The 11,094-nt window shown below is 76.5% G+C and carries 7 protein-coding genes; 5 read left to right on the forward strand and 2 right to left on the reverse strand.

The annotated features are described in order from the left end of the window. From ABZY91_RS15415 to ABZY91_RS15425, 3 genes are all read left to right on the forward strand, one after another. On the forward strand, positions 1-2,568 hold the full coding sequence (locus tag ABZY91_RS15415) for a GTPase-associated protein 1-related protein (RefSeq protein WP_355402678.1): 2,568 nt from the start codon (positions 1-3) through the stop codon (positions 2,566-2,568). Next, positions 2,565-4,277, forward strand: coding sequence for a hypothetical protein (locus ABZY91_RS15420; RefSeq protein WP_355402680.1), 1,713 nt, complete (start codon positions 2,565-2,567; stop codon positions 4,275-4,277). Before ABZY91_RS15415 ends, ABZY91_RS15420 begins: the two co-directional genes overlap by 4 nt. 210 nt (positions 4,278-4,487) lie before the next feature. Beyond that, positions 4,488-5,582: a hypothetical protein gene (locus ABZY91_RS15425; protein ID WP_355402682.1), complete on the forward strand. Its 1,095-nt coding sequence runs from the start codon at positions 4,488-4,490 to the stop codon at positions 5,580-5,582. A 90-nt stretch (positions 5,583-5,672) separates the two neighbouring features. Here ABZY91_RS15425 and ABZY91_RS15430 read toward each other — a convergent pair whose 3' ends face one another. Beyond that, on the reverse strand, positions 5,673-5,921 hold the full coding sequence (locus tag ABZY91_RS15430; RefSeq protein WP_329951326.1) for a DUF5302 domain-containing protein: 249 nt from the start codon (positions 5,919-5,921) through the stop codon (positions 5,673-5,675). A gap of 569 nt (positions 5,922-6,490) precedes the next feature. Between ABZY91_RS15430 and ABZY91_RS15435 the strand changes: the two genes are divergently transcribed. After that, the gene (locus tag ABZY91_RS15435; protein WP_329951325.1) at positions 6,491-7,291 is read left to right on the forward strand and encodes an endonuclease; all 801 of its coding nucleotides are present in this window, start codon (positions 6,491-6,493) and stop codon (positions 7,289-7,291) included. A gap of 411 nt (positions 7,292-7,702) precedes the next feature. Then, on the forward strand, positions 7,703-9,106 hold the full coding sequence (locus ABZY91_RS15440; protein ID WP_355402685.1) for a cellulose binding domain-containing protein: 1,404 nt from the start codon (positions 7,703-7,705) through the stop codon (positions 9,104-9,106). A 69-nt stretch (positions 9,107-9,175) separates the two neighbouring features. Here ABZY91_RS15440 and ABZY91_RS15445 read toward each other — a convergent pair whose 3' ends face one another. Next, complete coding sequence (locus ABZY91_RS15445; protein WP_329951323.1) at positions 9,176-10,288, reverse strand: hypothetical protein; 1,113 nt, start codon at positions 10,286-10,288, stop codon at positions 9,176-9,178. Positions 10,289-11,094: the final 806 nt, after the last annotated feature.

Below are 11,094 nucleotides of genomic sequence, written 5' to 3' on the forward strand. Positions count from 1 at the left end.
ATGCCGTTCCAACAGCTCTACTACACCTCGTGCGAGCAGGGCCTGAGCGGCTTCGCCGGCTACCAGTTCAACGCCGTCAGCGCGGACGTCTCCGCCGGGACGATGCGCGAGGTGGAGGCCCTCACCGCGTACGAGCCGCCGGCCTCGCTGCTGTACGCGCAGGCTCCGGAGGAGCTGGCCCGGTGCCCGGTGAACCTGGTGTTCGTCCCCGGGGCGACGGCCCTGGCGGCCCGGGTCCAGTACGTCGGACGGGACTCCTCCCAGCGCTTCGGCAACTACTTCGCCCATGCCCTGACCAGCCCCGACTTCGCCCGGGACGCCGGCGGCCTGCTCGGCATCGAGCTCTGGGGCTCGCCGGTCTGGTCGTCCCGACCGGCCGACCGGACCAGGCTCCCGGCCCTGGACGCCCGGCCCGGCGCCGGCCCGCTCACACCGCGCTCGGTCGGCCGCTTCCTGGCCTCCCACCCGCACGCCGCGCTGCTGCCCGCCCTGCTGGAGGCCGCCCGGGCCGCGCTGGCCGAGGACCGGTCGGTGCTCGTGGTGGACACCGGAACCGACCGGATCGCGCACTGGTTCGCCGCGGTCTGCTTCCTGCTCCCGCCCCCGCTCGCCCGGCGGCTCTCCTTCGCCACCTACCTGCACCGGCCCGGGCGCGGCCGGCTGCACCTGATCGGGAGCCTCCCCGAGAACCGGATCGACCTGGGGCCCGACGACCAGGACGTCTACTACCTGTTCGACTTCGTCCGGGGTCTGGTCCCCGCGCTGCCCGTGCACCCGCTGACCGGGCTGCTGGCCCGGGTCGGCCCGTCCTCCGCCCGGGCCTTCTGGTCCTGGGCCGACGACTACCTGAGCGGCCGCGAACGCACCGCCGAGGACTGGCACGGCCCGGCGGCGGCCGCGGCGACGGCCGGCGGCACCCCCCTCACCCCGGCCGACCTCGTCGCGCTGATCGCCTGGCTGACCGGCCCCGAGCCGCCGCCGGCTCCCGCGCTCACCGCCGCGGTCCGCGACGTCCACCGCCAGTACCGCCTGGACCGTGAGCAGTTGAGGGCGCTCGGCCGGGCCGCCGCCCGCGGCGACGACCGGGAACTCGCCGAGCAGCTGCTGGACGAGGTCCACGAGTCCGACATGCTCCGCTGCGAGGAGGGCGACGGGCAGGCCCTCCCGCCGGTCCGGTTCACCGACCCCGTCCGGCGCGCACGGGTCACCGGGCGGTGGCTGGACCGGTTCCGGCGCGCCGACGCCGCCGGGGCGCTGCGACTGCTCGGGTGGGCGTCCGCCGCCGGCCTGCGACCGCCGTCCGGCGAACTCGTCCGGCGCAGCGCCGAGCTCACCTCGGAGCTGCTGGGGGCGACCGTCACCGGCCGGCCGTTCCGGGGGCTGGAGGAGCTGCTGACGACCGCCGCCCGCCAGTGGCCGGAGCTCCGGCAGGGCCTGGTGCACACCCTCGGCGTGCTGGCGGAATCGCAGCGGGGCCAGCTCCCCGACCTCCTCCTCGGCCTGCCGCCCGGCCTGCTGCGCGAGGAGGACGTGGCCGGCCACGCCCGGCTCCTGGAGCACTTCCTGGTGGCCCGGGCCCACCGGAGCCCGGAGCTCGCCGTCGCCACCCTGCGGCGGGTCGTCGCCCTGCGGGGCCCGGACGTCCCGCTCGACCTGTCGCTGCTGCACCGCCTCTGGCCGCCCCGCACGTACTGGTCGTACGCCGAGGCGCTCGCCGCCGTCCCGGCGCTGCCGCCCGGGCTGCCCTGGGAGGAGGGGGCCCGCCGGTGGCTCGGCCGGAGCCTGATCCGGGAGATCACCGACGACGCCGGCCTCGACGACTGCCTGCGCCTGTACGAGCTGCTCGCCGACCCGCCCCGGTCCGGCTGGCCGGACCCCGACAGCGCCGCGTGCGTCGCCCGCACCCTGGAGGTCCGCGACCGCCTGGACCGAGCGAGGACGGCCGATCAGCTCGCCGAGGTGCTGGACGACCTGCCGCCGGTGCGCTGGCCGCCGGCCCGGGCGCTGCTGCTCCGGCGGCTCCCCCGGGGGCTGGCCGAGCGGCCGGTCGTCCGGCCCGACCGGCTGGCCCAACGCCTGCACCTCCTGACCCGGTTGTCGGACGGGGCCGCGCGGGCCTACCTGCAACGGATCCGCACCGAGGCCGCCCGGGTCGGCCGGTCGGGCCCGCCCTCCGACACCCTGCTCGGGCACCTGGCCGCCGCCGCCGGCTACCTGGCGCACCACCGCCCGCCCGGCGCCCAGCTGGACCTGATCGTCGCCACCCTGCACCACGCCCGGGAGCACTGGCCTCCGGACGAGACCGACCGCCTGGCGCGGGCGCTGCGCCCGTACGCCCCCGCCGAGGCCGACCTGCTGGAGCGGCGGTCGGCCGAGCGCCGGTCGACCGCCGTGGGGCGGGTCCTGCGGTGGATGGCGTCCCCGCTCGGGACCGCCCGCCGGACGCCGGCCGACGGCGGCTCCCGCCCCGGCGGCCCGGCGGCGGCCGACCCGGCTCCGCCCGCCGCCGCACCGCGGGTCCCGCCCGTCACGCCCCCCGAACCACGGCGGCCCGGGGCGGCGGAGTGAACGCGCTGACGGAACTCGTGACGGTCCTCTTCGACCTGCTCGTCCCCCTCGTCCGCTTCCTCGTCCGCCTCGCGGTCTCCCTGGTACTGGCCCCGCTCGTCGCAGCCGCCCGCGCCCTGCGGCTGCTGGACCAGCTGCTCCGGTCGTACGGCCGGGTGCTGGTGGACGTGCTGCGCCGCAGCGATCCCCAGTACCAGACCCTCCCCGTCCACCGCCCGCAGGACGAGCCGCAGCCCGCCCACCGCGCCTACGCCTTCGGCCCCGCCCGGCGGGACCTGCGGCTGGTCGCCGTCCACGGCCGGCGGGCGCACCGCCGCCGGACGGCCGACGCCCTGCGGGCCGTCACCGACGAGCTGCGGATCGGCCGGGACGTCCTCCTCGCCCTCGCCGGCTACACCGGCGCCCTGTCCGCCGCCCTGGTCACGCTCCCGCTGCTCGCCGCGGCGCTGCTGGTGCACGCCCTGGTGGTGCTGGCCCTCGGGACCGGCGGCGGGCTCGCCGTCCTCGTCCTCACCGGCCTCGACCACGCGGCCCTCGGCGCCCGGCGGCTGCGGCAGGGCGTGCTCTGCCCGCACTGCTTCGAGCGGGTGCGCCGCCCCGCGTACGAGTGCTCCCGCCCCACCTGCCGCCGGCGCCACAGCGACCTGAGGCCCGGCCGGTACGGCATCCTCCGCCGCCGCTGCCAGTGCGACGAACGGCTGCCCACCACGCTGCCGGCCGGCCGCTACCGGCTGCCCGGGTACTGCACCCACCCGCACTGCGGCCGGCTGCTGAGCACCGAGACCGGCCGGCTCGCCGAACACGCGCTGCCGCTCATCGGGGGCCGGGCCGCCGGCAAGACCCAGCTGATGGCCGCCATGCTCACCGTCCTCCGGCGGACCGACCCCGACGGACGGGCCCACGCCCGGTTCGCCGACGAGGAGACGGCGGAACGCTACCGGCTGCAGCGCGAGGTGCTGGAGATCCGCGGCCACCCCCGGAGCACCCCGCGGGCCCGGCACCGGGCCCACTCCGTCCTCCTGGACCGGGCCCGGCCCCCGCGCCTGCTGCACCTCTTCGACACCGCGGGCGAACACTTCGTCAGCCGCGAGGACACCGACGCCCTCCGGTACGCGCGTGCCGCCCGCACCTTCCTGTTCGTCCTCGACCCGCTCGCCGTACCGGACTTCTGGGAGCTCCTCGACCCCGACCGGCAGGCCCGGCTGGACCGCACCCTCGCCTCCAGCGTCCCGCCGCAGCCCGTCTTCGACCAGGCCGTCCAGGCGATCCTGGCGATGGGGGTCCCGCTGCACCGCTCGCGGCTGGCCGTCGCCATCAGCAAGACCGACCTGCTGGACGGGACCGGGCTGTTGGAGGAGACCGGGCTGTTGGAGGAGACCGGGCCGCCGAGCGGGACCGGGCCGTTCGACGGACGGCCGGTGCCCGGCGCCGCTGCCCGGGACAGCGACCGCGCGGCGGAGTGGCTCGAACGGGCGCTCGGGCTGGGAAACCTGGTCCAGGCGATGCGCAACGAGTTCGGCGAGGCGCGGTTCTTCTTCACCGCCGCCGTCCTCACCGAGGACGGGTCGGTCCACCCGAGCGTCGCCCCGCTGCTGGACTGGTGCCTCGCCGACGGGCGCCGGGCGCGGGCCCGGGCGCGGGCCGCCGCGGCGGCCGTCCGGCCCCGGAGCGACGCCCGCACCGCCTCCCCGGGGGCGCGTGCGACCTGACGATCCGGCTTGTGAACCCCCCTGCTCCGTGCCATCGTTGGGGCCATGCCGCACCGCACCGGCGACGACCTTCCGGCATCCGGCCCTCCGGTTCTCGACCCTCCGGCTCTTGCTCCCCCGGCCCCCGACCCACCGGCGTTCGACCCACCGCCGTCGGGCCTGCCCGCACCCGGCCCACCCGCGTCCGACGCTCCGGCGCCCGGCCCACCGGTGTTCGACCACGACACGGTGCTCGCCGAGCTGCGGGCCGTCCGGCGGGCCGGCCCCGTCCGGCTGCGCGCGCTCGACCTCCCCCTGCTCGGCGCCCTCGCCGCCGCACCCGAAGCACGGCACCCGCGCACCGTCGAGGACCTGCTGCGCCGCGCGGTCGCCGAACTCGACACCGGCACCCTCCAGGAGGCCGCCCGGCACACCCTCGGCCTGGCCCCCGGCACCACCGACTCGCCGGCCGCCGACCGCCGCAAGCGCGCCGCCGCCGTCTACAACGTGAGTGTGGAACGCTTCCGCCGGCACCACGAACTCCTCGTCCTGGCCGCCGTCGCGGACGAGATCGGCCGGCTCGCGGAGGCGCCCGCCGGGCCGGACCGCCGGGTGGCCGCACCCGGGCCGGTCGAGGCGCCGGCCGCCGAACACCAGGTGCTGCACCTGCCGCTCCGGGGCCGGACCGTCGCGGTCCACCTGCACACCCACTCGGTCGACCTGCTCCGCGACGTGGACGTCGTCGTCTCCCCCAGCAACGTCTACCTGGCGCCCGCCGAGGCCTACAAGAACTCGGTGTCGGCCGTGCTGCGCCGGGCCTGCGCGGTGCGCGGCCCCACCGGCGACCTCATCGAGGACCGGATCTCCGCCGAACTGCGCCAGTGGCTCGACCAGTACCGCAGCTTCGGCCGTCCGGTCCTCGCCTCGACGGTCGCCCCCACCGGGGCCGGCGCGCTCGAACGGCAGGGCCTCCGCCGGATCTACCACGCCGCCGTGGCCGTCCCCCGCCCCGGCACCAACGACTACGACGTCCAGCCCGCCGACGTCACCCGGTCCGTCACCCGCGCGCTCGCGCTCCTGGGCGAGGAGCACCGCGCCTTCGACCCGCCGCTGCGCTCGATCTGCTTCCCCCTCCTCGGCGCCGGCCGGGGCGGCCTGCCGCCCGAGACGAGCATCGCCGCGGTCTGGGCCGCCGTGGAGGCCGAACTCTCCCGCGGCGCCCCCTGGGAGATCCACCTCGTGGTCCGCGACGCGGCGCGGGCCCGCACGGTCACCCGCCATCTCCTCGCACCGCACACCGCCCCGCTCCGGCCGGCCGCCTCCTGACACCGGCCGCCGCCCCGGCCGGTCCGCCGGGGCGGGAGACCGGTAGGGCCGGACCTCCCGGCCCGGCGGGCCCGCCGGGAACCGATGTGGTCAGCCGCCGCTCTTGCGGCGGAAGTTGCGCTTGCCGCCGGCCGCGCCGTGGGCACCGTGGATCTTCGAGTCACCCGCCGGACCGCCGGAGGTGCCGTCGGTCTTGGCGCCGTGCTTGCGCTCCAGCGCGGCCAGAAAGCGGGCCTTGACATCATCCTGGGCCGGGGGCGCGGGGGCCTCGGCCGGCCGGCCCGCCTCCGGGTTCTCCGGGTTCTCGGCGCTCTCGGTCGACGCTGCGTCGCTGCTCATACATGACCTCCTGGATCGGGTGGAGCCGATCGACGGCCCCGGACACACCATCCCACGTCCGGGGACCCCCCGGCGGCCACCACCCGCCCCGCACCGGCGGAGCCGGCCCCCGCTCCGGCACCCGCCACCCGACACCCGGACGGCGCCGCACGGTGGCGTGCACCACCGCGGGCGGGCGGCACGGCTCGATCCGCTCCCGGACCCCCACGCCCCCGCCACCTCCCCACTCCCCACGGCGACCCCCGCCGACCGGGCGCCCGTCACGACACCGGTCCGCCCCGCAGCACCACGCGCACCACCACGCGCACCACCCCCGGGAGCCCCCGCACCGGCCCCGACGGACCGGACGCACCGTCAGAACCGCTCGTGGGCACGCCTACCGGGAGGATCCTGACCGAGCGCGGCCACCGTATGCGAGAACGTCACGGAACGGCCTCCTGCCGGTTACACGGCGAACCCCGAGGACATGTCATCCTCCCGTTAACGCCACGTCAACACGCGTAGATCGCGGCCCGGCCCACCCGGGGCCCGCGGCCCGGCTCGCGTCGTCCGGGAAGGGACAGCCCCTCATGTCCGTTGCACAGATACGCAGATGGAAGGCGCTGGCGGCTGCCGCCACCGTCCTCGTCGGCCTCGCGCTCCCCGCGGTCGCCGCGCCCACCGCGAGCGCCGCCGCCGGCCCGTACGACAGCACGTACTACAAGAACGCGATCGGCAAGACCGGCGCCGGCCTCAAGGCCTCGCTGCACACCATCATCGGCACCGGCCAGACCAAGATCTCCTACGACGCGGTCTGGAACGCCCTCAAGGTGCTCGACCAGGACCCGAACAACACCGCCAACGTGATCCTGCTCTACAGCGGCACCTCGCGCGCCAAGTCCCTCAACGGCGGCAGCGTCGGCAACTGGAACCGCGAGCACGTGTGGGCCCAGTCCCACGGCAACTTCGGCACCTCGGCCGGCCCCGGCACCGACCTGCACCACCTGCGTGCCGCCGACGTCCAGGTCAACAGCACCCGCGGCAACAAGGACTTCGACAAGGGCGGCAGCGCGGTCGGCGGGGCACCCGGCAGCTACACCGACGCCGACTCCTTCGAGCCGCGCGACGCGGACAAGGGCGACGTCGCCCGCATGATCCTCTACATGGCCGTCCGCTACGAGGGCGACGACTCCTGGCCCGACCTGGAGCCCAACGACTCGATCAACGGCAGCACCCGCTTCCACGGCCGGCTCTCCGTCCTGAAGCAGTGGAACGAGCAGGACCCGCCCAGCGACTTCGAGAAGCGCCGCAACCAGATCGTCTTCGACACCTACCAGAAGAACCGGAACCCGTTCGTCGACCACCCGGAATGGGTCGCGGCGATCTGGTAGACCACCCGCGCCGGGCCTCCGTCCTCCGGGCGGGGCCCGGCCGCGGTTCAGCTCCGCCAGGTGTACGGCGACGAGATGCGGCACTTCGAGCTCCTCACCGGCCCGGGCGGCACGTGCCCGGCGCTGCGGCCGGACGCCTCGGGGCAGGACGGCGCGGCCCGGCGAGGGGTGGCAGGGCGGGGTGCGCCGACCGGCCGCCGCGCGTGCGTCCGGCGGGCACTATCAGCCACTCCCGGCGGCGTGCGCCCGGCTTCCGGCCGATCGGGCCCGAACGGGGTTGACGGCCAAATTGGTCTATGCCACTTTCTGATCGCGCGGCCCGCCACCTCCTCCCCCATGCTCCCCCGAGGTGACCCGGGCTCCCCTCCGCCGGTGCCGCGCACCGTCCCCCACCGCAGGAGAGGAACCCCCATGAAGAACGGAACGACCACCCCGCGCCCACGCGTCCGGGCGGCGCTCGCCGCCGCCGTCGCGGCCGGGCTCGGCGTCGGCGCACTGACCGCCCTGCCGGCGGCCGCGGCGGGCGACGCCGTCACGGTGCAGTACCGCAACGGCGGCAGTGGCGCCTCCCAGGCCGCGCCCTGGCTCAAGGTGGTCAACACCGGCTCCACGGCGGTCGCGTTGAGCCAGGTGAAGGTGCGCTACTACTTCAGGGCGGACAGCGCCCCGGCCGCCTACTCCTTCGCCTGCGACTGGGCCGTGAAGGGCTGCGCCAACGTGACCGGCACCTTCGGCACGATCGTCGAGCCGGGCGCGCCCGCCGACCGCTACCTGGAGATCGGCTTCACCACGGGCGCCGGCTCGCTGGCCCCCGGCGCCGACAGCGGGGACCTCCATCTGCGCTTCCACCGCACCGGCTGGCTCCCGCTCGACCAGGGCGACGACTACTCCTTCGGGCCGGCCCAGACCGCGTACGCGAACTGGTCCAGGGTCACCGCGAGCGTGAACGGGGTCGCGGTGTGGGGCACCGCCCCCGTCGGCAACACTCCCGGACCGACCACGCCCCCCGTCGGCGCCGCGCTGTTCGACGACTTCGACTACACCGGCCACACCGACCCGGCGATCGGCGCGCACGGCTGGAACGTGCGCTCCGGCGGCGGCGGGCCCGGGGTCTCCGGCGCGACCTGGGCGCCCGAGAACGTCTCCTTCGCCAAGGAGGGCGGCAACTCGGTGATGACCCTGCGGACCACCACCGCAGGGACCGGCGAATCCACCCGGCAGACCGAGTTCCACAGCCGGGCGCAGAAGTTCAGGAACGGCACCTACGCGGCCCGGGTCCGCTTCGCCGACGCGCCGGTGAGCGGCCCGGACGGCGACCACCTGGTCCAGAGCTTCTTCGCGATCAACGACCTCAAGGCCCCGATGGCCGACGACTACGCCGAGTACGACTTCGAGTACCTGCCCAACGGCGGCTGGGGCGAGCCCGCCGACGTCTTCTACGCCACCTCCTGGGAGACCTACGGCCCCGACGGCGCCGACAACCGGCACACCGCGGTCCGGGCCGGCTACGCGGGCTGGCACGACCTCGTCCTGACCATCGACGACGAGGCCGTCGTCTACTACGTGGACGGCGCCGAGTTCGCCCGGCACGAGGCGCGCTTCCTCCCGGAGCGGCCCGTGGCGATCCACTTCAACCAGTGGCTGACCGACTTCGCCGGTCTGGACTCGACGACCCCGCGCGCCTACGAGGAGAGCGTCGACTACGTCCTCCACGTCAAGGACCGGGTCCTGACCCCCGCCCAGGTCGGCGCCGCCGTCACCGCCTACCGGGCCGCCGGCACGACCTTCACCGACTCGGTCCCCGCCACCCCCTGACCCGCCGTCCGGCTGCCGGACGCGGTCGGGCCCGGGGCGGCGAACCGCCCCGGGCCCGTTCCGGCGGGATCAGACCGCCGAGGTGTACGCGGTGAAGAAGCGGCCCGGGACCGGAGAGCCCCCGCCGTTGAAGCAGATGGTGTAGAGGCTCACCGTCCCCGAGCTGCGGTTCCACGGCAGGGCCAGGCCGCACCAGTCGGGACCGGGCCCGAAGGCGGTGGCCTGCGCGGTGTCCGAGGGGACGCCCACGTTCGGGAGCGTGACGGTGTAGGGCACCGATCCGGCGAGCGTGTTGGCCGGGCCCGTCGAGTTGAAGTTGCCGCCGGGGGGCAGGCCGCCGTTGAACCACAGGTAGCCGAAGCGGTTCGGCGGGAACGCCGGCCCGTGGACCGCCCGCTTCAGGGAGTAGCTCAGCGTCCACCGCGTGTCGTACGGGGCGTTCGCCGCGTTGAAGCAGGCGACCACGACCGTCTGGCCGGACGAGGCGGGTGCCCAGTCGGCCACCTTGCAGCGCGCGCCCTGGGCCGCGTCGACGGCGGTGACCTCGATGTTCCCGTCGTAGCCGGCCGAGCCCAGGCCGGGGAGCCATGCCTTCCAGATGCCGGAGCCGCTACCGCCCCAGCTCACCGCGTTGGTCGCGCCGGTGGAGTTGTACTGGGTCAGCACCGCCCCGGTGGAGTTGGAGTAGACGTAGCCGTAGCCGCCGCCGGGCGGGGACGGCGTGCCGCTGCTGGTGGTGTAGAGCACGGTGAAGAGGGTGTTGGCGGGCGCCCCGCCGGGCCTGTAGCAGGCCACCGCGACGTCCTGGCCGGTGCCGGCCGAGCCCCAGCCCTTGATCTGGCACCAGTTGCCGGTCCGGCCGACGGCGGTGGCGTGGGCGATGCCGCCGGGGCCCGCGATCAGCGGGAAGTGCACGACGTAGGAACCGACGCCGGTCTGGTCGACCTTCACCGGGTTGGTGGCCGGCGAGGGCCAGTTGCCCCACTGACGGGTGGTGTCCGGGACGTACCCGGGCGGCGGGGTCGGGTTGTCGAGGAACGCGAAGCCCCACCGGTCCGGCACGGCGGCGTGGGCCCGGCCGGCCGCCGGAAGGCTGGCGCCGACCAGCGCGGCCAGCACGGCGAGGACGAGCAGGACGGCGCGGACGGGTCTGAACGACGGTGCGACGGTGCCGACGTGCATGGGCGTACCCCCTGGGTGGTGAGGAGTGACGGGCGGCCTGCGCGGTGCTGCCTGCACTGCGGGCCCGTTCCCGGTCGCCGGGTCGGGCTGCGGCCGACGGGACGGCCGGCCCACGGGCGCGGCGGTACCCGGCCTCGGCCGGCAGTGTCGGGGGTCAGGCCCGACGGCGCTCACATCGTAGGGGGGGCGCCATCCGGCGGCACAGACCTCCGGCATGGGCCGCCGGGTGCGTTGTCGGCCGATCACGGGCCGGCCGCGGCGGCCCCTCCCGCACCCTCCGTCCCCACAGCCCCACCGGCCCGCGCCGTGCGGCGCCCCGTGGCCGGCCGCCACCGGCACACCCGCCCGCGCCGTCCCCCCGCGCCCCACCACCACTCCGGCGTCCCGCGCCGGCGCGCCCGGCCCGGGCTCCCGGACGTGGCCGGAAACGGACGGCCGCCGGGGCGCCGGGCGCGGGCGGCGCCCGCGCCCGGCGGAGCGCGACGGCAGCCGGTGCGCCCCGCCGCTCGGGCCACCAGCACACCGGAATCGGGGCCGTGGCGCGTTGTCGTCGGCGGCACGGCCGGCCCATTGACCGCGTCCCTCCCCGGACGGTTGGCTCGGTACCGGCCGACCGCCGGGGGGCGGGCCGCGCTCGCCCGCCGCAGCGGGCCGGACGCGGCGAGGCACGGACGAGGGAGGGACCTCACCATGACCGGCACACCCGGCACACCCGGCACGGACCGTGCGGACCGCACGGGCGGGACGGCCCGCGGCGCACGCCCGGGCCGGCGGGCCGGCGCGGCCGCAGCCCTGCTCGCCGCCGT

The sequence above is a fragment of the Kitasatospora sp. NPDC002965 genome, from assembly GCF_040611255.1.
In the GTDB taxonomy this organism is placed as follows: Bacteria; Actinomycetota; Actinomycetes; order Streptomycetales; family Streptomycetaceae; genus Kitasatospora.

What these genes read in the sequence shown, in the direction of transcription:
- ABZY91_RS15430 (WP_329951326.1), bottom strand. Translation starts at nt 5,921, where the DNA reads ATGAGCAGCGACGCAGCGTCGACCGAGAGCGCCGAGAACCCGGAGAAC.
- ABZY91_RS15415 (WP_355402678.1), top strand. Translation starts at nt 1, where the DNA reads ATGCCGTTCCAACAGCTCTACTACACCTCGTGCGAGCAGGGCCTGAGC.
- ABZY91_RS15435 (WP_329951325.1), top strand. Translation starts at nt 6,491, where the DNA reads ATGTCCGTTGCACAGATACGCAGATGGAAGGCGCTGGCGGCTGCCGCC.
- ABZY91_RS15445 (WP_329951323.1), bottom strand. Translation starts at nt 10,288, where the DNA reads ATGCACGTCGGCACCGTCGCACCGTCGTTCAGACCCGTCCGCGCCGTC.
- ABZY91_RS15440 (WP_355402685.1), top strand. Translation starts at nt 7,703, where the DNA reads ATGAAGAACGGAACGACCACCCCGCGCCCACGCGTCCGGGCGGCGCTC.